At 62.8% G+C, this 22620-nt stretch carries 21 protein-coding genes; 10 read left to right on the plus strand and 11 right to left on the minus strand.

Annotated elements, in window-relative coordinates; genetic code table 11:
- Nucleotides 1–132: 132 nt before the first annotated feature.
- From J0M27_RS01475 to J0M27_RS01500, 6 genes are all read right to left on the minus strand, one after another.
- Nucleotides 133–1467: an outer membrane protein transport protein gene (locus J0M27_RS01475; RefSeq protein ID WP_294986735.1), complete on the minus strand. Its 1335-nt coding sequence runs from the start codon at nucleotides 1465–1467 to the stop codon at nucleotides 133–135.
- A 115-nt stretch (nucleotides 1468–1582) separates the two neighbouring features.
- Nucleotides 1583–2077 carry a DsrE/DsrF/DrsH-like family protein gene (locus J0M27_RS01480; RefSeq protein WP_294986971.1) on the minus strand — a complete coding sequence of 165 codons (495 nt, stop codon included), beginning with the start codon at nucleotides 2075–2077 and terminating at the stop codon, nucleotides 1583–1585.
- A gap of 363 nt (nucleotides 2078–2440) precedes the next feature.
- Entirely contained in the window at nucleotides 2441–2668 is a 228-nt protein-coding gene (locus J0M27_RS01485; protein WP_294986737.1) for a sulfurtransferase TusA family protein, read from the minus strand.
- 94 nt (nucleotides 2669–2762) lie between these two features.
- Entirely contained in the window at nucleotides 2763–3740 is a 978-nt protein-coding gene (locus J0M27_RS01490) for a DmsC/YnfH family molybdoenzyme membrane anchor subunit (RefSeq protein ID WP_294986738.1), read from the minus strand.
- 249 nt (nucleotides 3741–3989) lie between these two features.
- Entirely contained in the window at nucleotides 3990–4721 is a 732-nt protein-coding gene (locus tag J0M27_RS01495; RefSeq protein ID WP_294986740.1) for a 4Fe-4S dicluster domain-containing protein, read from the minus strand.
- Between the two features lie 28 nt (nucleotides 4722–4749).
- Nucleotides 4750–7623: a molybdopterin oxidoreductase family protein gene (locus J0M27_RS01500; RefSeq protein ID WP_294986742.1), complete on the minus strand. Its 2874-nt coding sequence runs from the start codon at nucleotides 7621–7623 to the stop codon at nucleotides 4750–4752.
- Between the two features lie 193 nt (nucleotides 7624–7816).
- Here J0M27_RS01500 and J0M27_RS01505 point away from each other — a divergent pair, with 193 nt between their 5' ends.
- The 8 genes from J0M27_RS01505 to J0M27_RS01540 all read left to right on the plus strand — a co-directional run bounded on the left by J0M27_RS01505 (nucleotide 7817) and on the right by J0M27_RS01540 (nucleotide 15182).
- The gene (locus J0M27_RS01505; RefSeq protein WP_294986744.1) at nucleotides 7817–8230 is read left to right on the plus strand and encodes a hypothetical protein; all 414 of its coding nucleotides are present in this window, start codon (nucleotides 7817–7819) and stop codon (nucleotides 8228–8230) included.
- On the plus strand, nucleotides 8227–8415 hold the full coding sequence (locus tag J0M27_RS01510; RefSeq protein WP_294986745.1) for a hypothetical protein: 189 nt from the start codon (nucleotides 8227–8229) through the stop codon (nucleotides 8413–8415). Before J0M27_RS01505 ends, J0M27_RS01510 begins: the two co-directional genes overlap by 4 nt.
- Entirely contained in the window at nucleotides 8412–8939 is a 528-nt protein-coding gene (locus J0M27_RS01515; protein WP_294986746.1) for a metallophosphoesterase family protein, read from the plus strand. The genes J0M27_RS01510 and J0M27_RS01515 overlap by 4 nt, the downstream gene beginning before the upstream one ends.
- Nucleotides 8940–9077: 138 nt before the next feature.
- Nucleotides 9078–10364 carry an FAD-dependent oxidoreductase gene (locus J0M27_RS01520; RefSeq protein ID WP_294986748.1) on the plus strand — a complete coding sequence of 429 codons (1287 nt, stop codon included), beginning with the start codon at nucleotides 9078–9080 and terminating at the stop codon, nucleotides 10362–10364.
- Nucleotides 10365–10479: 115 nt separating this feature from the next.
- Complete coding sequence (locus J0M27_RS01525) at nucleotides 10480–12741, plus strand: hydrogenase iron-sulfur subunit (protein WP_294986750.1); 2262 nt, start codon at nucleotides 10480–10482, stop codon at nucleotides 12739–12741.
- Nucleotides 12742–12763: 22 nt separating this feature from the next.
- The gene (locus J0M27_RS01530; protein WP_294986751.1) at nucleotides 12764–13387 is read left to right on the plus strand and encodes a 4Fe-4S dicluster domain-containing protein; all 624 of its coding nucleotides are present in this window, start codon (nucleotides 12764–12766) and stop codon (nucleotides 13385–13387) included.
- A 17-nt stretch (nucleotides 13388–13404) separates the two neighbouring features.
- Nucleotides 13405–14304: a CoB--CoM heterodisulfide reductase iron-sulfur subunit B family protein gene (locus tag J0M27_RS01535; protein ID WP_294986752.1), complete on the plus strand. Its 900-nt coding sequence runs from the start codon at nucleotides 13405–13407 to the stop codon at nucleotides 14302–14304.
- A 128-nt stretch (nucleotides 14305–14432) separates the two neighbouring features.
- On the plus strand, nucleotides 14433–15182 hold the full coding sequence (locus J0M27_RS01540; RefSeq protein ID WP_294986754.1) for a helix-turn-helix transcriptional regulator: 750 nt from the start codon (nucleotides 14433–14435) through the stop codon (nucleotides 15180–15182).
- A 2-nt stretch (nucleotides 15183–15184) separates the two neighbouring features.
- Here the strand turns inward: J0M27_RS01540 and iaaH are convergent, their stop codons facing one another.
- The gene (iaaH, locus tag J0M27_RS01545) at nucleotides 15185–16843 is read right to left on the minus strand and encodes an indoleacetamide hydrolase (RefSeq protein WP_294986756.1); all 1659 of its coding nucleotides are present in this window, start codon (nucleotides 16841–16843) and stop codon (nucleotides 15185–15187) included.
- 154 nt (nucleotides 16844–16997) lie between these two features.
- On the opposite strand from iaaH, the gene J0M27_RS01550 reads away from it, so the two are divergent.
- On the plus strand, nucleotides 16998–17243 hold the full coding sequence (locus J0M27_RS01550; RefSeq protein ID WP_294986758.1) for a plasmid stabilization protein: 246 nt from the start codon (nucleotides 16998–17000) through the stop codon (nucleotides 17241–17243).
- 2 nt (nucleotides 17244–17245) lie between these two features.
- Complete coding sequence (locus J0M27_RS01555; RefSeq protein ID WP_294986760.1) at nucleotides 17246–17671, plus strand: type II toxin-antitoxin system VapC family toxin; 426 nt, start codon at nucleotides 17246–17248, stop codon at nucleotides 17669–17671.
- A gap of 31 nt (nucleotides 17672–17702) precedes the next feature.
- Here J0M27_RS01555 and J0M27_RS01560 read toward each other — a convergent pair whose 3' ends face one another.
- From J0M27_RS01560 to sat, 4 genes are all read right to left on the minus strand, one after another.
- Nucleotides 17703–18599, minus strand: coding sequence for a YkgJ family cysteine cluster protein (locus J0M27_RS01560; RefSeq protein WP_294986762.1), 897 nt, complete (start codon nucleotides 18597–18599; stop codon nucleotides 17703–17705).
- Between the two features lie 92 nt (nucleotides 18600–18691).
- Entirely contained in the window at nucleotides 18692–20719 is a 2028-nt protein-coding gene (aprA, locus tag J0M27_RS01565) for an adenylyl-sulfate reductase subunit alpha (protein WP_294986764.1), read from the minus strand.
- Nucleotides 20720–20741: 22 nt separating this feature from the next.
- Entirely contained in the window at nucleotides 20742–21215 is a 474-nt protein-coding gene (aprB, locus tag J0M27_RS01570) for an adenylyl-sulfate reductase subunit beta (RefSeq protein WP_294986766.1), read from the minus strand.
- A gap of 67 nt (nucleotides 21216–21282) precedes the next feature.
- Nucleotides 21283–22497 (minus strand): sulfate adenylyltransferase, encoded by a 1215-nt coding sequence (gene sat / locus J0M27_RS01575; protein WP_294986768.1) that lies wholly within the window; start codon nucleotides 22495–22497, stop codon nucleotides 21283–21285.
- Nucleotides 22498–22620 lie beyond the last annotated feature (123 nt).

Genomic DNA, 22620 nt, shown 5'->3' on the forward strand with positions numbered 1-22620 from the left:
ACGCGGGTCGACCCGGACGGTCGGGAGCGACCTCCGGCGCGAACCGCCAGTTGGATGAAGCACGGGCCGAAAGCGTCTCCGCTTTCAGCCCGTGCCGGTCAGACTTGTTGCACTCCGAACGGAATCAACCGATCAGAACTTCAGACCGTAGGCGATGCCGAGAGAATCCTGCGACATCTCGATCTTGTCGGTTCCAGCGGCGTTTCCGGTGAAGAAGTTGAACAGGCTCGGACCGCTGACCGAGTTCTTGGCCGCATGCATGTACGACATGGTCACTTCGGAATCCTTGCTCACGCTGTAGGTGAAGCCCAGGGTGTAGTGATTCTGCACGACGCCGGGAGCCAGCATGTTGAAGGTCACATCACGCGACGAAATGGGATTCTCGGCGTGGTTGTAACCAAAGCGCACGGTCAGGTCCTTGTTGAACTGGTACTCGGCACCGAGCTTGATGACATCGATGTTGGACCAGCCGAAACCGCGGCAGGTCGAGCAGCCGAGCGATCCGGGAATGCCGGCGCCCAGGCCAGCCGGATCCAGCGGCATGACACTCGAATTGCCGACGGACTTCACATCGCCGTAATTGATGCGCTGGAAATCGGCCGCCAGCTTCCACTGGTCGTTGGGCTTGAAGGCAATGCCGATGCTCCAGTTTTCCGGAACGTCGAAGCCTCCCTCTTCCGCGAACAGGCCTTTGTAAAGATCAAGCTTGCCCATTTTCATCTTCGACGAATAGGCCGCGCCCATCGTGACCTGATCGGTAAGCTGGCCCATCCAGCCGAATCGCAGGCCGACGCCGTTCGACTTGTCGCGACCGAGGTTGCTCAGATTCGCCGGAGTGGCGGAGAAGCCGGCAAAGGACTGGATGCCGCTGGCCTTGAACTGCTGGTGAGCCAGGAGCAGGGAAACACCCAGCGAATGCTGCTTGTTGACCTTCATCGCAAATGTCGGAGCCACGATCAACTGCATCATGTCGATGCCGAGGCGACCGTTGCCGCAGAGCAGGTTGGCCCGTGCCCAAGTGGCGCCGAAGCCGGCACAGGCACCCGCTGCGCCGGGGTTCTGGTCACCGGGATAGTCGGTATTCATGCCGCCGTTGCCGTACACCGTTACACCCAACGACATGTCCCAGCCCAACATTTTGTTGTAGCCAAATTCCGGAACGTAGTGGAGGTTGCTGCCGCTATCCGCTGTCCCATTCAGTGTGCCGCCACCTACTGTGCCACCGCTGCGCGAAATGCTCCGCTTCGGCGAGAAGAAGTCGACACCGACATCCAGCCTGTCACCGGCCCAGACCATGCTGGCCGGGTTGTTGGCGCCGCCCATGGCGTCGGATGCCATCGCGGTTGCGGCGCCGCCCATACCCTTGGCTTTCATGCCGTAGCCATGCGCAAAATAGCCATCCGTCGCGAAGGCCGACCCGGACGCGGCGGCAACGGCCAGCAGTGCTGCAATTTTTTTCAGTTTCATTCAGATTTCTCCCCGATGGTGTTGGATAAATTTCAACAAGTTATAGGTGTAAACCGAAGCAACTAATGAAGTCCAGACGAACCGTGGGGACGGCTGGACTTGTGTTGCTTTCCTGCTACATGAAAAGGCTGACGTCGGCCTTTTGCGCCACCGGAAGGAAGGTCGCCGCGCCGGCGAAGTCCAGGCCGGGAACGAAGTCATCGTGGTGGAAACCGAACAGGTCCACCGTCATCTGGCAGGCGATGAACTTGACGTCGGCCTCCTGCGCCAGGCCGCGCAGTTCTTCGATCGTGGCGACGCCGTTGTTCTTGATGGTCTGCTGCATCAGCAGGGTGGCGACGGTTTCGAAGCCGGGAACGCCGGCCTGGATGATGTTGGGAATGTTCCAGTTGATGCCCTTGAACCATTCCGGGCCGAACGGCATCTTCATTGGCATGCCGGGGTTGCCGAGCGGACTGACCTTCAGGTCGGAGACATCCTTCTTCAGCAGGTTGAGGCCGTAGAAGGTAAAGAAGATCGACACGTCCCAGCCCAGCGCAGCGGCGGTCGAGCCAAGTATGAAAGGCGGATAGGCCCAATCCAGCGTGCCACGGGTCGCGATGATCGCCATCGAGGGTGTCTTCGACTCTTCACGCTCGCGCAAGGCCTGCTCGATCTTCTGCGGCAGAAGCTCTTCCAGGCGGCGATTGACCAACTCGTCGATGCTAGTGATTTCGGGGATGGCACCCATGTCTTGGCTCCCTGCCTATATGATCAATTCCGAATAGTCTGATAAAGTGCGGCGCAGCATCCAGAAAAATTTTTCTATCGCCGGATAGCCAACAATAATCGCATGGCTATCCTGCTTTGGGAGACGGGCTCCTGACCGGAATACCCGAGGGACGAGCGTCGAAAGTCGGCGCTGGCAATACGGCGCAAGGATGTGCAAAACACGGCCCGCCCGCAGGCAGGCCGCCGGAAAAGACGATGCCGCTTACTTGCGCTTCATGAAGAATTCGAATTCCTTGTCCTTTTCCGCGCTGGCCAGCAGCTCGTTGCCGGTCTGCTTGGCGAAGGCGGCGAAATCCTTGACCGAACCCGGATCGGTGGCAATGATGCGCAACACCTGACCGGACTGAAGCTCGGCCAGCGACTTCTTGGCGCGAAGGATGGGAAGCGGGCAGTTAAGGCCGCGGGCGTCGAGTTCCTTGTCGAAGTTCATGTGCTTGTCCTCTATCTTGGTTTGGCTGTTGTGAAACTGGATTCGTACTTAAGCTTTCAATAATATACCCAAAGTCCATAGGCGGGAAAAGGGCTCAGGCGATGGCCCGGTAATACAGGTTCTGCGGATGATTGGCTTGGGCGAAGAAGAACCAGCGTTCCGCCAGCATTCCCGCATATTGCACCAAAAAAGCCGCCACCAGCGATGCGGCCGCGCCTTGCATGCCGGAAGCTAGAAGCACCAATGGCAGGGGAAATACCGCGATCAGGAAGAACCACTTGATTGCGCGCAGCGCACCCACGGAACTGCCGTGGAAAAATTCCCGCGTATTGAAACTGCCACCCATGAAACCCTGGGTTTTTTGCGTGATCGTCGGATGCTTGATGCCGATGGCAGTCTGCAGCGTCGACTTGGGCTTAAGCCGGGAATTGCGGTAGAGCGACGCCGCGCGGCCCAGGAATCCGAGCAGGGTGATGATGGCCGCCCATCCGGCGAGGAAGCCGACCAGTTCCGGCGCCGTGAAGGCGGCGAACGCTGCCGCCAGGGAAAAGCCCGAAGCCCCCCCGAGCAGGATGTAGTTGACCACCGTCAGCGGCGAATGCCATTCGGCAAGGAACTTCAGACTGGCGTAAATCATCGCCGTGCAGACGAACAAGGCAAAGGCCAGCAGTGTGCCCGCGACACCCAGTATCGCGCTCGGATCCACCGGCAGCCCGCCGGGCAGGGTCATCAGTACCGGATGCCAGCCCAGCCAGTGGGCGAGGCCGTAGAGGCACACCACGCCCATGAAGGCGGGCAGGACGATCACTTCGCGCGACAGCCACGAGGTGCGCCATTTCGTCGCTGCACGCCAGGCACGCTCCGGGTGCCCCAGATGGAAGAACGATGCGCCCAGGCCAGCCACCAGGAGCACCAGTGCCAGCAGGCTGCCCTGGCCGTAGAAGGCATGGGCATCCGGTTGCGGCAGCAGCTTGAAGGCCGCGTAGGACTGGGCCGTGAACAGTGCCAGGAACAGACCCTGGGCGGCGCCAATAAGGGTGGTCAGAAAGATGACGGAGAACGCGGGATGCATGTTGGCTAACGTGAAACAGCGGGTTCGGCGTGGCAGGTGACAGCCGAGCGAAGCGAGCAAATTAGAAGCCTCCCCGAGAGGGGGCGAGGCGGTGTTTCGCACCGCATGCGGTGCGCCGCCGCAGCCGGCTGGCTGTGCAAAGCCAGCCGTTGGCCGCGCAGCGGATGGGAGGGGCGGGCCTTCAATCTGCTTTTCGCGTGTTTCATCTTCTGTGGGTGATGCTCGGTGTCATAAGCGTTAGGAGCCCGCCTACCAGGTGGTGACGTCGTCGAGCGTCGGTTCGTCCATGGCCGGCCTGGGCAACTGGCGATCGACCTTGAGCGGATTGTCGGCGCGTTCGAGTTCGTCCTCGTGGATCTTGATGCGCGTCTTGCGCCGCGGCAGGTAATGGTTCGCCGGGTGCGTGCCCCACTCCGGCATCAGCGCATAGCCGCCCGCCTCGCGAATCGCCACGGACACCGCGGACTCGGGGTCATGGACGTCGCCGAACAGGCGCGCAGAGGTCGGGCAGGCCTTGACGCAGGATGGCTTGCGGTCTTCCGGCGCCATGGTCATGTCGTAGATGCGGTCGACGCACAGGGTGCACTTCTTCATCACCTGCTGCTGCTCGTCGAGCTCGCGCGCGCCGTAGGGACAGGCCCAGGAGCAGTATTTGCAGCCGATGCACTTGTCGTAATCGACGAGGACGATGCCGTCTTCCTTGCGCTTGTACGACGCTCCGGTCGGGCACACCGGCACACAGGGCGGGTCTTCGCAATGCAGGCAGGACTTTGGGAAATGCACGGTCTCGGTATTGGGGAACTCGCCCACCTCGAAGGTCTGCACGCGATTGAAGAAGGTGCCTGTCGGGTCGGCGCCATAGGGATTCTGGTCGCCCATCGGCCCCGCGCTACCGGACGTGTTCCACTCCTTGCAGGAGGTCACGCAGGCCTGACAGCCGACGCAGACGTTGAGGTCGATTACCAACGCAAGCTGGGTCATCGCGAGCACTCCTGGCTGGCAAGCGGAGTCATTTCACCTTGATCCCGAGGTAAGCCAGGATGCTGCTGCGCGTCTTCATGCCCGGATAGGGCTTCATGGGCTCGAACTGGGGCGATGTCACCGCCGTCTCGCCAGCGCCGACTTTATGAATTTTCACCCGCACGTCGTACCACGCGGCTTGCCCGGTGATCGGATCGGAATTGGAAACGCGCCCCGCGCCGTCTGGCAGTTCTTCCGAAATCAGGTGGTTGAGCAGGAAGCCCTTCTGCGACTCGTTGGCGTCCGACGTCAGGTTCCATGCCCCGGCCGCCTTGCCGATGGCATTCCAGGTCCACACCGTTCCCGGTTCCACCGCCTCGGAATGGCGCGCCATGCACTTGACCTTGCCCCATTGCGATTCGACCCAGATCCAGTCGCCGTCTTCGATGCCCTGCTTGCGCGCGGTCCGGGCATTGACGTAAAGGTAGTTGTGGGTGTGGATCTGGCGCAGCCAGGCGTTCTGCGAATCCCAGGAGTGGTACATCGCCATTGGCCGCTGCGTCACCGCGGCCAGCGGATACTGGTGCTTGTCGGTGACCTGCGCCTCGAGCGGATCGTAGTAGAAGGGCAGCGGATCAAAGTAGGTCTCGACGCGCTTCCTTAGGTGCTCCGGCGGCTTGCGCGAGAAGCCCTTGCCCTGGGCTGCGGCACGGAAGCGCTGCAGCACCTCGGAATACAGGTGGATCAGGATCGGCTCGCCATAGCGCGTGATGCGGTTGCGCTGCGACCACTCGAGGTAGCCCTTGTTCCAGTTGCGCATGTACTGGTAGGACTTGGGCAGCTCGTAGTGGAAGACACAATTGTTCTTCTTGTACATCTCCCACTGGTTCGGATTCGGCTCGCCGCGCAGCGATTTCTCGCCGCCCTTGCCGCGCCAGCCGGCGAGGAAACCGATGCCCGAACCCGGCTCGCTTTCCCAGTTGACGATGAAGTCGGGGTAATCGCGGAACTTGCGTTCGCCCTCTTTCGTCACGAAGGCCGGCAGCTTGAGGCGCGTACCGAGTTCAATCAGCACTTCCTGGAAGGGCTTGCAGTCACCCGAGACAGGGACCACCGGAACGCGCACCGAATCCACCGGGCCGTCGAACTCGGAGATCGGCCGGTCGAGCATGGACATCACGTCGTGGCGTTCGAGATAGGTGGTATCCGGCAGGATCAGATCGGCGAAGGCCGTCATCTCCGAATGGAAGGCATCGCAGACGACAAGGAAGGGAATCTTGTACTCGCCGTCCTCGGTCTTGTCGTTCAGCATCTTCCTTACCTCGACCGCGTTCATGGTCGAGTTCCAGGCCATGTTGGCCATGAAGATCAGCAAGGTATCGATACAATAGGGGTCGCCACGCCAGGCGTTGGTGATGGCGTTGTGCATCAGGCCATGCACCGACAGCGGATACTCCCAGGAGAAGGCCTTGTCGATGCGCACCGGGCTGCCGTCCGGGTTGACGAACAGGTCGTCGGGGTCCGAAGGCCAGCCCAGCGCCATGCCGTCGAGCGGACGGTTGGGCTGCACCGCGCGGGGGTCGTTGGGCGTGCGCGCGCAGGGCGGGATCGGCCGCGGAAAGGGCGCCTTGTGGCGGAAGCCGCCCGGACGGTCGATGGTGCCCAGCAGCGACATCAGGATCGCCATCGCGCGTATGGTCTGGAAACCGTTGCTGTGCGCAGCGAGGCCGCGCATGGCGTGGAAGGCCACCGGATTGCCGGTCACGGTGTCGTGTTCATTGCCCCAGGAGTCGGTCCAGGCGATCGGCAGTTCGATCTTCTGGTCGCGTGCCGTGACGCCCATCTCGTGGGCCAGGCGACGAATCACCTCGGCCGGGATGCCGGTGATCTGGCTCGCCCAATCGGGCGTGTAGTCCTTGACGCGCTCGTGCAGCAACTGGAAGGCGGGCTTCACCGGCGTGCCATCGGGCAGCTTGAACTCGCCGAGCAGGTAGGGGTCGGCGCCGGGCTTGTGCGTCACCACCGCACGGTTGGTCGTGCGGTCCCACCACAGCTTGTCCTGCGGCTCGTAGCAGGCCTCTTCGGTCGGCACCTCGGTACGGACGAAGAAGCCGAACTCGTCGTTGGCCTCGTCGACGTTGATCAGTTGCCCGGCGTTGCTGTACTGGACCAGGAACTCGCGGTCGTACAGGCCGGTGGCGATGATCTCGTGGATGATCGCGAGCAGCAGCGCGCCGTCGGTGCCGGGACGGATCGGCACCCATTCGTCGGCGATCGCCGAATAGCCGGTACGCACCGGGTTGATCGAAATGAAGCGGCCGCCGTCGCGCTTGAACTTCGACAGCGCGATCTTGAGCGGATTCGAATGATGATCCTCGGCGGTGCCGATCATCACGAACAGCTTGGCGCGATCGAGGTCCGGCCCGCCGAATTCCCAGAACGAGCCGCCGATGGTGTAGATCATGCCGGCGGCCATGTTGACCGAGCAGAAGCCGCCGTGAGCGGCGTAGTTGGGGGTACCGAACTGGCGCGCGAACATGCCGGTCAGGGCCTGCATCTGGTCGCGCCCGGTGAATAGTGCAAACTTCTTCGGGTCGGTGGCGCGGATCTTCCCCAGGCGCTCGGCCAGCGTACTGAGCGCCTCCTCCCACTCGATCTCCTCGAACTCGCCGGTGCCTCTCTCTGCGCCGACTCTGCGTTTTAGCGGCTTCAGCAGCCGCGCCGGCGAATACTGCTTCATGATGCCCGACGAGCCCTTGGCGCAGATCACGCCCTTGTTCAGCGGGTGGTCGGGATTGCCGTCGATGTAGCGCACCATGCCGTCACGCAGATGCACGCGTATGCCGCAGCGGCAGGCGCACATGTAGCACGTGGTGGTCTTGACTTCCTGAACCGGCGACGAGGAAATTTGGGCTGTAGGCATCGGGGGTCCGACATGCTACGCCGGAACATTAGAGATTTACTATATTGTGACGACAAGGACCGCTGCGCCACAAGGGAGTTATTTCTATTTTTCGATAAGCAACAATGATTGCCTGCGCAACAAACCGCGCTGTAGAGTAAGCGGCCCCAAGCCGATATTGCGCTCCGCGCAGCGCACAGGAGAGCCGAACACAATGAGCCTTCCCGATTTCACCGACAACGAATATCAACTGGTCAACCAGATCCTGCTCGAGCGCTACAACCGCATCGTACCGCTGCAGGCCGTCGAGGTTGAACTGCTGCTCAAACCGGAAGACAAGATGCCCACACCTTGCCCGGCGCTTTACTGGAGCGAGCTTGGCGCCGAATTCGTCGTCGCCAAGATGGGCGACCAGCGCTTCCGCTGCCAGTTCTTCTATTCCCCGAGCGAAATCTTCGGCACCGGGCGCGACGTCTACGACAATCTCGGCGACTGTGTTACCACCCTGCTCAAGCTCCAGGCAGACCACCACGGCACGCGTGCCGCCGCCCTGCCCGAAGGACTGACCAAGGAAAGCCCGGCCGGCGGCGAGGACGACGGGAACTACCTGCCGCCGATCGTGATATGACACTGGAAAGAGCCCGCCAATTGCTTGCCACCCAGGTCAGCTTCGGCGGCGGCTACAACCGCAATGGCGCGCGCCTGATTCTCGCCGACGTGATCCGCGAGCACGGCCAGGCCGCCGCCGACCAGTTGATCCGCGAGATGCGCCTCGACGAACTCTTCGGCTTCGCCATCGGGCAAGCTCCGTGAGGATCTGCATCCTTTCCGACAGCCACGACCGCGGCCCGATGATGGCGGCGGCCATCACCGTCGCGATCGCCGAGGGCGCTGAAGCGGTGATCCACTGCGGCGACATCATTGGCGGCAATACCTTGCGCGCCTCGCTCAAACTCGGAATTCCGATTCATGCCATTCATGGCAACAATCTCGGCGACCCGGTATCCATCGCCCGCATTGCGCACAATTCGGACGAGCAACTGCATTACCACGGACAGGATGCCATGCTCAAGCTGGGCGGCAGACGTGTCTTCATCACCCACTATCCGCACATCGGCCACGGCATGGCCTGCACTGGCGACTACGATCTGGTCTGTTGCGGCCACAGCCACGAAACCGAGATTCGCCAACAGCCCAACATCAAGGGCAGCGCGACCTGGCTGGTCAATCCGGGCACCGTCGCGGGACTTGGCGCCCCCACCGCGACCTGGGTGCTCGGCGACCTCGATACACTGAGCTTCGAGATTCGCGAACTGCCTCGCGCAAGCGCCACCTGAGGGCAATCTATCGGGTCGGGCCAGCACGATTGCTGCGGTGCATTCAGCTTTTCTATTGGAACATTGGAAACTTGCACGGGGCCCGCTGACCGCAAACGCTAGAATTCCCGGCGCACAAAAACAACTTGGGAGCTCGATGTGACGGCTTCAATTGCAACCAACCAGGCAATCCTGGTCGTAGGCGGCGGCATCAGCGGCATGACAGCGGCGCTCGAAGCCGCGGAGTGCGGCAAGCAGGTGATCCTGGTCGAAAAGACACCTGTCCTCGGCGGCCGCACGGCTCGGCTCTACCGCTACTTTCCGAAGATGTGCCATCCCACCTGCGGGCTGGAAATCAACCTGCGGCGCATCAAGCAGAACCGCAACATCCGGCTGATGACCATGACCGAAGTGACTGCTGTCGCCGGCAGCCGCGGCAACTACAGCGTGACGCTGAAAGTTTCGCCGCGCTTCGTCAATGAAAACTGCACCGCCTGCGGCAAGTGCGGCGAGGCCGTCACCACCGAGGTGTCCAATCCCTGGAACTACGGCCTGGACAAGATGAAGGCGGCCTACCTGCCGCACAACATGGCCCATCCGCAGCGCTTCGTGATCGATCCATCCATCGTCGGCACGCCCGAGGGCGAAAAGGCCAAGGCGGCCTGCCCGGTCGGCGCCGTCGATCTCGACATGAAGGAAGAGTCGGTGACGCTGCAGGTCGGCGCCGTGATCTACGCCACCGGCTGGCGTCCCTATGACGCGGCGAAGATCCAGCCCTATGGCTACGGCCGCTACAGGAACGTGATCACCAGCCTCGAATTCGAGCGCCTGGCCGACCCGCAGGGCCCGACGGGCGGCAAGATCCTGCGTCCGGGCGACGGCAAGGAGGCGAAGAACGTCGCCTTCATCCAGTGCGCCGGCTCGCGCGACGAGAACCACCTGCGCCACTGCTCTCGCATCTGCTGCATGGCCTCGCTCAAGCAGACGCAGTACGTGCGCGAAGCCTTTGGCGACGCCGGCAAGTCCACCGTGTATTACATCGACATCCGCGCCATCGATCGCTTCGAGGATTTCTACCAGATGGTGCAGAAGGATGCGACCGTCAGCTTCGTCAAGAGCAAGGTGGCGAAGATCGTCGAGAACGCCGAGAACGGTAATCCGGTGCTGCACGGCGTCGATACCGAGGGCTACCACCGTTATGCCGTCGAGCACGACCTCGTCGTGCTGGCGGTCGGCATGGAACCGGAGATCACCGGCGTCAAGTTGCCCGACGACGTGATCCTCGATTCCTCGAACTTCATAGAGGGCAGCAAGGACGGCGGCATGTTCGGCGCCGGCGCGGCTTCCAGCCCGCTCGACGTCAATCGCGCGGTGCAGAGCGCCACGGCCGCCAGCCTGCACGCAATCCAGGTCATTCGTAAAACCGCTTCGACGGAGGCTGCGTGATGACAGCCTTCCCCCTGCCCCCCTTCCCGCGGAAGGGGGTAACCACGGTTCGCGGGCTGCGCCCGCTCCATTTCATTGACTCGCTGCCTCCTTGGGGCGGCCCGGCGGAGGCAGCATGAACGCACCCACCACACCCGTGACACCCAAGTACGCCGCCTATATCTGCTCCGGCTGCGGCATCGGCGATGCCATGAAGGTCGGGCAGCTCGAGAACATCGCCAAGAAGGAAGGCAAGATGGCGCTGGTCAAGAGCCATCCCTTCCTGTGCAATGCCGAAGGCGTGCAGACTATCCGCGACGACATCGCCAACGAACAGGTGACCCACGTCTGCATCGCGGCCTGTTCGCGCCGCGCCAAGACCGAGGCCTTCCAGTTCGACGGTGTCGCCATGTCCCGCGCCAACCTGCGCGAAGGCGTGCTGTGGGTCGTCGCCGCCGGCAAGGAGCACGACGAGGTGCGCCAGGAAATGGCGGCCGACTACGTGCGCATGGGCTGCGCCGAAATCAAGAAGATGAAGCAGCCGGCCGGCAATGCCAAGGAAAGCTCCTCGAAGCGCATCCTCGTCGTCGGTGGCGGCATGAGCGGCATGACTGCGGCGCTGGAAATCGCCGAAGCCGGCTACGAGGCCGTGATCGTCGAAAAGACCGGCGCTCTGGGCGGCATGGCCGCCAAACTGTGGAAGCGCCAGCCGTTCAAGATGCCCTACTCGGCCGCGCAGGAAGTCGGCGTTGGCGAGACGGCGGCGAAGATTGCCGGAAACCCGCTGATCAAGGTCCATCTGAATTCGACGATTGCCGAGACCTCCGGCGCACCGGGCCGCTTCACGATCAAGGTCGCGCAAGAGTCAGGCGCTGTCACCGAAGAAACCGCTGGTGCCATCGTCCAGGCCACCGGCTTCACCACCTACGACATGGCCAAGCTGCCGGAACTCGGCGGCGGCCAGCCCAACGTGGTGGACCAGGGCGGACTCGAAGCCCTGGCGCAGGCTGCCAACGGCGGCGCGATCAAGCGCGCCGACGGCAAGGACATCAAGTCGGTGGTCTTCGTCCAGTGCGCCGGCCAGCGCGACACGACCGGCCAGCACCTGTCCTATTGCTCCGGTCACTGCTGCGGCACCAGCATCAAGCAGGCGACCTATTTCAAGGACCAGAACCCCGACATCGACACCGTGGTCATGTACCAGGACTTGCGCGTGCCGGGCATGGGCGAAGATTTCTACCGCGGCGCACAGGAGCGCGGCGTGATCTTTACCAAGGGCAAGGCGAGCAAGGTCACCGGCGGCGACAGTTGCGCCGTGACCTTCAAGGACCTGATCCTCGACGAAGAGAACACCATCGCCGCCGATCTGGTGGTGCTGGCCACCGGCCAGGTGCCGAACGCCGGCGTCGATCTCGAAGCCTGGAACCCGGTAGTCACCGCCGCCGAGGGCGGCGACGAAGCGGCCAAGGCCCAACGCATCGTGATGCATGACAGTTCGGTGCTCAAGCTGAACTACCGCCAGGGTCCGGACGTGCCGCAGTTCAAGCACGGCTTCGCCGACTCGCATTTCATCTGCTTCCCCTACGAGACGCGCCGCACCGGCATCTATGCCGCCGGCCCGGTGCGCCGACCGATGGACATGCTGCAGGCCACCGACGACGCCACCGGCGCCGCGATGAAGGCCATCCAGGCGGTCGAGAATGCCGCCATAGGCCGCGCCGCGCATCCGCGCTCGGGTGACCTGTCCTTCCCCACCGCGCGCCTCGAAGGCTGCACCCAGTGCAAGCGCTGCACGGTCGAATGCCCCTTCGGCGCCATCGACGAGGACGAGAAGCGCTTCCCCAAGTTCAACGAGGAACGCTGCCGCCGCTGCGGCACCTGCATGGGCGCCTGCCCGGTGCGCGTGATCTCCTTCGAGAACTACTCGGTCGACACCGTCGGCAGCCAGGTCAAGGCGGTCGAGATCCCCGAGGAGGACGAGGAGAAGCCGCGCATCCTGGTGCTGGCCTGCGAGAACGACGCCTACCCGGCGCTCGACATGGCGGGCATGGCGCGCATGAACTACTCGGCCTGGGTGCGCGTCATCCCGGTGCGCTGCCTCGGCTCGGTGAACACCATCTGGATCACCGACGCGCTGAACTCCGGCTACGACGGCGTGATGATGATGGGCTGCAAGAAGGGCGACGAATACCAGTGCCACTTCGTCAAGGGATCCGAACTCGCCCACTACCGCATGAGCAAGATCGGCGACACGCTGAAGCAGATGGGCCTTGAGCCCGAGCGCGTGGCCACCCAGGAAGTGGCGATCACCGATAACGCCCGCGTGGTCAAGCTGATCAACGACTACGTCGCCGAACTCGACAAGCTCGGCCCCTCGCCCATGAAGGGCTTCGGCTGAGCCGAAACTGGAGACGCGATCCATGACTACCGCAAACACGAACGCGATCGAACGCTACCGCAACAACTTCCTCAAGGAAGTCGAAGCCAACGTCGAAGAAGGCCACATGGTCAAGATGTGCATGCAGTGCGGCGTCTGCGCCGGCTCCTGCCCGCTCGGTCCGGCCTGGCAGCACTCGCCGCAGAAGATCTTCATGATGATCCGCGCCGGCAAGCGCGACGAGGTGCTGGGCTCGGACTCGATGTTCATGTGCACCTCCTGCTACAACTGCATGGTGCGCTGCCCGCGCCAGCTGCCGATCACCCACATCATGCACGGCCTGGCCAATTACGCGCACCGCCTCGGCCTCGCGCCCAAGGGCCAGCCGACGCGCGATTTCGCGACACTGTTCTGGAACAACGCCATCAAGAAGGGGCGTGTCAATGAACTGATGCTGACCCTGCGCCACTACTTCCGCGGCGGTCTGGTCTCCGGCATCAAGGAAGCGCTGGGCATGCAGAGCGTCGGCCTCGGGCTGTTCATGGCCAAACGCCTCAATCCGATGGAAATCTTCGGCGGCCATGGCGTCAAGGACTTGAAAGGCTTCCACGCCATCATCGCCAAGGCGAAGGAAATCGAGGATCGCAAGAAGGGCTTCACGGCCTGAGCCCACGGAGAAGACACATGGCAAAGAAAGAATACGCGTTCTACCCCGGCTGTTCATCCCAGCTCAAGGCCTCGGCCTCGAACTACCTGGTGTCGACCAATTCGATATGCAAGTCCCTCGACATCAAGCTGACCGAAATCCCGGACTGGAACTGCTGCGGCGCTTCGGTCGGCTATTGCGAGGGCGGCGAACTGCCGCGCATCGCCATCAACGCGCGCAACTTCGCCCAGGCCGAAACCCACCTGCCGGGCCAGGACATCGTCGCCACCTGCGCCGCCTGCTGGCTAAGTGCCCGCGAGTCGAAGGAGCGGCTCGACGGCTCGGCGCAGTTGCTGAAGGAAACCAATGAAGCCCTGGCCGCCGCCGGACTGCATTACAACGGCGGCGCCAACGTGCGGCACATGGTCGAGGTGCTGATCGAGGACTTCGGCTACGACGGCCTCAAGGCACCGATGAAGAAGTCGCTGGAAGGCCTCAAGATCGCCGGCTACGTCGGCTGCCAGACCAACCGTCCCTTCGGCATCGACGGCGAATCCTTCGAAAACCCGATGTACCTCGACAAGATGGTCGAGACCCTGGGTGGCGAAGCACTGACCAAGTACGAACAGAAGGTCACCTGCTGCGGCGGCGCCTTGGCGTTTTCCGAGCCGGAAAAGAGCCAGAAGCAGATCCGCGACATCGTCGAATCGGCCTATGACCACGGCGCCGAAATGATCGTCACACCCTGCCCGCTGTGCCAGGCCAACGTCGAGGTCTACCAGTCCGAGATCAACAAGAAGCAGGGCACCAAGTTCAACATGCCCGTCGTCTATTACTCGCAGCTGATGACCGTCGCCTACGGCGGCTCGGCCAAGGACGCGGCGCTGGATGGCCAGTTGATCAAAGCCGAAAAGCTGGAAAAGATCGCAGGGAAGTAAGAAAGGCTCAAAGAGTCGGCGCTGACGCTACGGCGGTTCCCTGCCAGAGTGTCTTCGTCGACGTATGCTTTGAAGCGGGGTCCCGTCATTGTTGCAAGACGTCACCCGCGCGCTTAGACTTCCCCAGCATGTACCTTACCGCCGCTGAAAGCCGCTCGCTTTCCCGCCTCTTCAGCCTGCTCGCCGAAGACATGGCGGAACGCGAAGTGCGTGAGCGTGTGGGTTGCAGCCTGCTCGACATGTTGCGCGCCGACTACTTCGCATCCTACGTTTGGGATGATTCGACGAGGCGATTCGGCAACCGCGTGTCGATCAACATGAGCCACGACACGCTCGGCACCTACGAGGCGTACTACCAGTTCCGCGACCCGATCACATACCGGCTGCAGGCGCGCCGGGTGCCGACACTGGTCACCCAGATCATGCCGCAGCGGGAATTGATGCGCACCGAGTTCTTCAACGATTTCCTCGCCCGCGACGGCCTGCATTGGGGCGTCAATGCCTACAGCTACGCGGATGGACTCAACATCGGCGATCTGCGCATCTGGCGCGGGCGGACCCGCGAAAACTTCGACGGACACGCACTCGAACTCCTGCGGCTGATCCAGCCAGCGTTTACCGGCGCGTTGCAGCGCGTGAGGCTGCGCACCCGAGCCGCATGCAATCCGGTGGGCATGCCGTCGGATGCCCTGTCGCCGCGGGAACTTGAGGTCGCGCGCATGATCAGTCGGGGGCTGACTGACAAGGAGATTGCGCGCTATCTATCGGTCGAATTGTCCACCGTGCGCACCTATCTGAAACGGACGTTCGTCAAACTCGGCGTGCGCCGCCGCGGAGAACTCGCGGCGGCGATCGGCCGCTTGCAGCGGATCGATTGACCTCAGTTTTTCGGCGGCGCCGGCAGGCGCCCGAAAACCTGCTCCAGCGCCAGCCCGATGGCAATCAGCCGCCGGTCGCTGCCGGCCGGACCATCGAGCTCAAGCCCGACCGGAAGTCGGCTGCTGGCGCCCAAGGTCACGGGAATCTGAAGCCCCGGAATCCCCGCGTTGCTGCCCGGATCGGTGTTCTGGATATACAGGCCAAAGTTCGCCAGGCTGCTTGATTCCGGGTTGGATGCGATCGCCACCTTCGGCACGGTGGGAAACACGATCGCATCGAGCTTGTGGTCGGCAAAGGTTTTCCGGTACAGGCTTTGCAGTGCCGGCCGGCTCTGTTTCATCGCCGCATCGTAGGCGGGCCTGGCGTCGACCAGCGTGTTGTTCGGGCCGGGCAGCTTGCGCGGAATCACCAGTCCGTCATAAGTGCCCTTCACGTCCGGACTGGAAATGCCCTTCGCCAGATCGGCGATCGTGACACCGGAACCGCTCTTCTTCAGGTAGGCGACCATGTCGTCATGCGCCTCGTAGAGCGCCAACGGAAAACCCACCGCCCCGTTGAGTTCGCCCAGCTTCGGCATCTCGACATCGACTACCGTGACGCCGGCGGCCTTCATTTTCGCGACCGCCATCTCCATCGCCGCCTTGGTATCGGCATCCAGATTGGCCTGATTCGCCGCCACCACGCCGACGCGAATTTTCTTCAAGTCCGCGGCCGGAATGGCCTTGGACGCCTTGCCGCCGGCGATCACGCGATCCAGCAGTTCGACGTCGGCCATTGACGAGGCCATCGGCCCCGGCGTGTCGCGTGTATGCGATATCGGCGCGATGCCGCCCTGCGGATAGCGGCCACCGGTGGGCCGCAACGACGCGCAGCCGTTGAGGGCGCACGGAATCCGCACCGAGCCGCCGGTGTCGGTGCCGAGTCCGGCGGCGACGATGCGCGCACCGATCGCGGCGCCGCTACCGGACGAGGATCCGCCGGCAATCCGGGAACGGTCCCAGGCATTGCGCACGCCGAACTCGGCACCGGTCTTGAATGCTGTGTTGTAACCCGATACACCGAACGCAAGCTCGTGCATGTTGGTCTTGCCGATGATGATCGCCCCGGCCCGGCGCAACTTCGCGGTGACCGGCGCGTCGGCCTTCGGCACGAAATCCTTAAGCGCGGGCGTGCCCGCGGTGCTGGGCAGCCCGGCCACCTCGATGTTGTCCTTGACCACCACCGGCACCCCGCCGAGCGGCTTGCAGGCCGCGCCGCCCTTGCGCGCCTTGTCCGCCGCCCGTGCCGCCTTCAGCGCGCCTGCCTCGTCGAGGGTGATGAAGGCGTTCAGGTGTGCGTGCGCTTTTGCCCGCTCGAGCGCAGCCGAGACCAGGGCCTCGCTGGTGTATTTGCCCGCGCACAGATCGGTAGCGGCCTGGCCCGCGGTCAGCGTGTTCATGTCAGGAACCCCTTGCGCGCCAGCAGACGCAGAAAGGGCAATGCACGCCGTGGCCGCCAGAATGTTTGCCGCCAGCGGCGACTTGCAGAATCGGTACATGTTTACGTCCTCCTGTGGTTGAAATGCGAATCCGGTATTGGCTCCGGATACCCACAGGATTCTGGGCCGCTCACGGACATCTGTCTGTCCCCATTTTCGGGGACGGCATGCGGCCGAGGACATCCGACTGATCTGGGCCGAAACGCCGGAAGACGTCGCCGTGTCGCGGGCGCCGACGGTTGCGGTACGCGTGCGAACGCATAACTCGCGGATCCCCGTCGCGGGTACTCGCGGCGATGATTACAATGCATGCATTGCAACCACCCAAGAGAACGCCATGGCCAGCCTGACCATCCGCAATTTCGACGACGAACTCAAGGCGCGCTTGCGCCTGCAGGCGGCGCAACACGGCTGGTCGATGGAGCAGGAAGCACGCGAAATTCTGCGTCGGGCGGTTCTGGTCCCCTCGTCAGGCCCCGGTTTCGCCCAGACGATTCACCGGCGTTTCGCCGCCCTGGACGTACAGGAGCTGCCCATCACGCAGCGCCGCGCCGCACGCTTGCCCGCGACACCCAAGGACTGAGCATGGCGGGCATCCGGCTCGATACCAACGTCCTTTCCGAACTGATGCGGGCACAACCCGCCCCGCAAATGCTGGACTGGTTTGCTCGACAGCAGGGTGCATCGTTCTTCGTTTGTGCCATCACCCGCGCCGAAATACTGCTCGGGATTGCGCTGCTTCCCGCCGGCAAGCGCCGCGACAGGCTCGCGGCGGCCGCAGAGCAGATGTTTGCCGAGGACTTCGCCGGACGCTGCCTGCCATTCGACGATGCCTGCGCAACGGAATACGCCGTCTGCGTGGCTGCCCGAACTCATCAAGGGCGGGCGATTTCGACCGAGGATGCCCAGATCGCTTCAGTGGCAGTCGTTCATGGCCTGTCGCTGGCAACCCGGAACGATAAGGACTTCAAGGGAATCCACGGGCTGACCGTACTCAACCCCTGGGCGTGATTTCTCGCCGTGGCGCCTGCGCCGACTTTCTTCAGTCGAAGCCTTCGTCTGCCCCTTCGGCTTCCGATTCCATAGCGCGCTTCTTGGCCGCCTCACGCTCCTCGATCAGGCGCTTCTCCTGCACCTTGGCCAGGCGCTCCTGCGCCGCTTCGGCATTCAGCGCGATGCTCTCTTCGCCGAACATGACCTGGCGCAGGAAGCGGAAGGCAAATTGCAGCAGCGCGGCATCATCGGTGGCGAACGACTCGCGCTCCTCCGGCTTCAATTCGAACAGCTTGGCGAAGGAGTCGGCGAAGACGAATTCGCGGAAGCGGTCGATGTCGTAACAGGCCATGAAAAAGATCTGGCGGCTGCGCAACGACGGCTTGCCGATGGTGGGGCCCGAGGACTTCTTCTTCAGCACCAGCTGGCGCCAGCCGCGCGCCAGATCGTCGTACTCGACGAGGCCCTGCTCCTTGCGATAGTCGGCGATGGTGATACGGCGATTGACCTCGTGGCCCTTGCAGTGGTCTTCCTTGACGATGGCGTAGGATTCGCGATCGACGTATTCGTCCTGCTTGCGCATCGACAGCAGCGCCACCGGATAGTAGCGGCAGGCCGTCGGCCGGTCGGTATAGATGTCGCAACCTTCGGGCTTCATGAAGCGGCAGGCGCTGCCCCCTTCGACCGGACGGAACTTGATTCCGGCGATGCCGTCCTTTTCCATCTCGTAGGGCACCGTGTAGTCCTTGAGGAACTCGGTGGACGTGATGCCCAGGCGCGTCTTCATGCGGAGCACGTCGTAGGGCGTGAGCGAGATGTCGATGTTGGAGCAGCAGGCGTTCCAACAGCCTATGCCCTTGTGGCAGGAAAACTCTATGGTGTGCGTCTCGGACACCATGGTCGGCACGACCGGGCTATTGGGAAACGGAATATCGGGCTGGGACATGTCAGGGATCAGAGGTCAGGAATCAGGGATCAGAAAAGAAACAGGCCGGGAGCCTTGCGGCTTCCGGCCTGTATGTTACAGCCTGGCCGCGCTTAGTGCGGCGCGGCGGCCTTGAACAGCTTCGACTTGTCCACCAGATCGACGTGCTTGCGCTTGAAGCAGGTCCACTTCTTGGTGTTCTTGTCGTAGATCGAATTCACGAAGCAGTGCCAGTTCTTCTCGTCGACGAAGTTCTTGTCGGTGCGATAGTAGAAACCGGGGTAACGGCTCTCTTCGCGGAACTGGATGTGCTTCATGTGGGCTTCGGCCGTCAGGATGCGGTGGTAGTTTTCCCAGGCGCGCAGCAGTTCGTGCAGGTCCTTTGCACGCAGCTTCTGCGAGTCTTCCTTCAGCATCTCCAGTTTCTCTTCCGCAACGGCGAGCATCTTGTCGTTGGTGTTGTAGTAGGTGGCGACACCGGCAACGTACTCGTCCATGATCTTCTGCAAGCGCATCTGCAGCATCTTGGGCGTGATGTAGTTGGGGTTGACGTCGATCGCGGTGCTGTAGTCCTTGAACTCGAGGAAGGTGCGCACCGGCTGGTAGATCTGGGCCACGAGTTCCTCGGGGGAGGTATCGAGCTCGACCTTCCAGTCGGCGTTGTCCAGCGCGTACTTGACCATGGCCTTGGCGGCCAGGCGGCCTTCGGTGTGCGAACCGGAAGAGAACTTGTGGCCCGAGGCGCCCACGCCGTCGCCGGCGGTGAACAGGCCCTTGACCGTGGTCATCGAACGGTAGCCCCAGTTCCAGCCCTTCGGCAGGTGCGCGGGAACGCCGTCATACTCTTCCGTGGTCGGCGCGCCGACGTCGGTCGGGCCGGAGACCCAGATGCCGCAGCAGCCGGAGTGCGAACCCAGCAGGTAGGGCTCGGTCGGCATCAGCTCGGAGTTCTTCTCGCGCGGGTCGATGTTCTCGCCGACCCAGATGCCGCACTGGCCGATACACATGTCGAGGAAGTCTTCCCAGGCTTCGGCTTCGAGGTGCTTGACTTCCTTCGGCGTCAGGGTCTCGGCCAGCTTGGCCAGGGCGGTGACGGTGTCCATGTAGATCGGGCCGCGACCTTCCTTCATTTCCTTCAGCATCAGGTGGTTGCGCAGGCAGGAAGCGGGAACGGCGGCCTGCCCGTAGGGCGGGTAGTCGTTCAGCATTTCCTTGTTCTTGACCATGTAGTCTTCGCCGTAGGCGTTGGTGGCCTTGGCCTTGAACAGCAGGAACCAGGCACCGACCGGGCCGTAACCGTCCTTGAAGCGGGCCGGCACGAAGCGGTTTTCCATCATGGTCATCTCGGCGCCGGCTTCGGCAGCCATGGCGTAGGTCGAACCGGCATTCCACACCGGGTACCAGGCACGGCCCGAACCTTCGCCCACCGAACGCGGACGGAACAGGTTCACGCAGCCGCCAGCGGCGAGCATGATGGCCTTGGCCTTGTAAACGTAGAGCTTGTTTTCGCGAACCGAGAAGCCGACGGCGCCGGCAACACGCGACGGATCGTTCTTGTCATTGACCAGCTTGACGATGAACACCCGCTCCTGGATGCGGTCCAGGCCCAGCGCCTTCTTCGCGGCTTCGGCGACGATCCACTTGTAGGATTCGCCGTTGATCATGATCTGCCACTTGCCCGAACGCACCGGCTGGCCGCCGTCCTTCAGGGCCGGCAGGCCTTCCTTCAGCGCTTCGGCGCCATCGTGACGGACACCTTCGGCGTCGGTCTTCCAGATCGGCAGGCCCCACTCCTCGAACAGGTGCACGGAGTCATCGACGTTGCGGCCCAGGTCATAGGCCAGGTCGTCGCGGGTGATGCCCATCAGGTCGTTGCTGACCATGCGCGCGTAATCGGCCGGGTCCTGCTTGTCGCCGATGTAGGTGTTGATCGCGGAGAGGCCCTGGGCCACGGCGCCGGAGCGGTCCATGGCGGCCTTGTCCACCAGCTTGATCTTGAGCTCCTTGCCGGTTTCGGCCTTGACGGCCTCGGCCCAGCGCATCATTTCGTATGCCGTGCCGCAGCAGGCCATGCCGCCGCCGATCAGCAGAATGTCCAGTTCTTCCTGGACGACTTCGGGTGCTTCGAATGTTCCAGCCATTTTCTTGTCCTCGAATTTACGATTACTTGCGGATCAGCTCGGCGGGGTTGCCGGCACGGAAACCGCCCATGACGCCACGCGTGAACACGCCATCGGCGGTGATCTCGGACATCTTGGGCATCGGCTTGCCGCCGTAGGGATCGATCGAACCTTCGGCCGTCGTGCGGATCGGGAACTTGAAGCGCTTCAGCGTGCCATTGCGGAACTTGATGGTCCACATGATGGAGTCCGATCCGCGCATCGGCTGCACCGAGCCGCCCAGCGGCACGATGTCGGCGTAGTGGCGGGCTTCGATGGCGCCCTGCGGGCAGATCTTGACGCAGGAGTAGCACTCCCAGCACTGCTCGGGCTCCTGGTTGAATGCCTTCATGGCGTGGCCGGTTTCGGAACCGTCCTTGTCCAGCTTCATCAGGTTGTGCGGGCAGATGTACATGCAGGCGGTCTTGTCCTGCCCCTTGCAGCCGTCGCACTTCTCGGTACGAACAAAGGTTGGCATTTGTTTTCTACTCCTTGGTTGCGGTGTGGTTCGTAAAAAAACTCGGTACGGCGAAACTTGGTAAAAATTAGCGGGCGGAATGCCCGGACAGCTTGACTTCAACTTTTTCGTGTTCGGCAAGGCTGCCGTAATACTTGCGCAGCACTTCCAGCACTTCGGGACGCGAAAACTCGGCGGGCACCTCGCCGCCTTCGGACAGCATCTTGCGCAGCTTGGTGCCGGAGAGCAGCAGGCGCTTGTCCTCGGCGTGCGGGCAGGTGCGTGCCGAGGCCATGCCGCCGCACTGGTAGCACCAGAAGGTCCAGTCGATCTTGAGCGCCTGGGTCTCCAGCGAGCCCCTGGGCAGTTCGTCGAAGATGTGGTGGGCATCGAAGGGACCGTAATAGCTGCCGACGCCGGCGTGGTCGCGGCCGACGATCAGGTGCGAGCAGCCGTAGTTCTGGCGGAACAGCGCATGCAGCAGCGCCTCGCGCGGGCCGGCATAGCGCATGTCGAGCGGGTAGCCGGCCTGGATCACGGTCTTCTTGACGAAGTAGTTTTCGATCAGGGTGCCGATGGCTTCGGAGCGCACGTCGGCGGGAATGTCGCCCGGCTTCAGGTTGCCGAGCAGGGAATGGATCAGCACGCCGTCGCAGGTCTCGATCGCCACCTTGGCCAGGTATTCATGCGAGCGGTGCATCGGGTTGCGCGTCTGGAAGGCCGCGACCTTGCTCCAGCCGTAGGATTCAAACAGCGCCCGGGTTTGCTTGGGCGACATCAGCAGTTCGCCGTAGGTCTCGGGGAAGCCGCCCAGCGACAGCACCTTGATCGGACCGGCGAGATTGATCTCGCCCTGCTCCATGACCATCTTGACGCCCGGATGCTCCAGGTCGGTGGTCTTGAACACCGTGGCGCATTCGTGCGCCTTGTCGATCGCGTACTTTTCAGTCACCTTCATGGTGGCCAGGATCGAACCGTCGTCGGGATCGATCAGCGCGACATCGCCGGCAACCTTGATGCCCTCGGCCGCGGCCTTGTCGGTGGACAGCGTGATCGGGATCGGCCAGAACAGGCCGGAGGCGGTCTTCATGCCGTCGCAGACGCCCTGCCAATCGGTGTGGGTCATGAAGCCGTCGAGCGGGGTGAAGCCGCCCTGGCCCATCATGACGATGTCGCCCTTCTCGCGGGAACTCACCTTGACCTTGGGCAGCGATGCGGCGCGCGCGAGTTCGGCGATCAATGCCTCGCCCTCGAGCAACAGGGGTCGCAGACTGCCGCCACCGTGCGGATTCACCAACGCCATGCCGAGCCTCCTCAGAATATGGTTTTTCGCGAAGGTCGAAGGTTAACAAATCCCCCATGGCTACCGATGCGATTATTTCTATTTGGCGATAAGGCGATTGTTTTTCGACTCGATAATGAGGGC

The sequence above is a fragment of the Sulfuritalea sp. genome (assembly GCF_017302275.1).
In the GTDB taxonomy this organism is placed as follows: Bacteria; Pseudomonadota; Gammaproteobacteria; order Burkholderiales; family Rhodocyclaceae; genus Sulfuritalea.